This window comes from Parafrankia sp. FMc2, from assembly GCF_041008525.1.
In the GTDB taxonomy this organism is placed as follows: Bacteria; Actinomycetota; Actinomycetes; order Frankiales; family Frankiaceae; genus Parafrankia.
Genome location: NZ_JBFLUG010000452.1, coordinates 1 through 834, shown reverse-complemented (window position 1 = coordinate 834; position 834 = coordinate 1). Strand labels below are relative to the sequence as shown.

Here is an 834-nt window from a genome sequence, read left to right as displayed (position 1 = left end):
ATCAGTCCGTTACTCTTTAATATCGCGCTGCACGGAATGGAACAGGCTGCAGGCACCGTCTACAGGTGGAATCCTTACCGGAAGTCCGAGGAAACAATTACGGGCACACCGGTGCTGGTACGGTATTGCGACGACTTCGTGGCGCTGTGCGACAGCCAGGAACAGGCCGAACAGGTCAAAACCCGGCTGACGCCGTGGCTGGCGGCTCGAGGACTGGCCTTCAACGGGGACAAGACCCGTGTGGTCCACCTCGACGAGGGCTTCGATTTCCTCGGGTTCAACGTCCGGCGCTACAGGTCGAAGCTGATAATAAAACCCAGCAAGGATGCGGTCACGCGTGTCCGGGCGCGGCTGGCCGACGCAGCGAAGGCCCTGCGCGGGGCCAACGCGAGCGCGGTCATCCGTGCGCTCAACCCGATCATCCGCGGGTGGGCTGCCTACTACCGGGGTGTGGTGTCCACAGAGACGTTCCATGCACTGGACGACTATCTGTGGAGGCTGACCTACAAGTGGGCGCTCTTCCGCCACAACCATCGGGGAAGGCGGCGGATCGTCGCCCGGTACTACGGCCGTTTCCACCCGACCAGGCAAGACAGATGGGTATTTGGAGACAGGGACTCCGGCGCCTTTCTAGTACGTTTTGCCTGGACAAAAATCGTGCGCCACGACCTGGTCAAGGGAAGGGCGTCTCCGGACGACCCGATCCTGGCCGGGTACTGGGCCCAACGCCGCCGCCGGAAACACAGGAACGGTGACGGCACGCCGCCGATCGGATGGCGCCGCACCAGCCTGCTCAACAAGCAGAATGGCCGCTGCCCGATCTGTCAGGGCCTG

The 834-nt window shown here is 63.1% G+C and carries 1 protein-coding gene; it reads left to right on the top strand.

From position 1 onward, the window contains the following. Positions 1–834 (top strand): group II intron maturase-specific domain-containing protein (locus AB1460_RS37890; protein WP_368967409.1); only part of this gene is annotated, 834 nt, incomplete at its 3' end.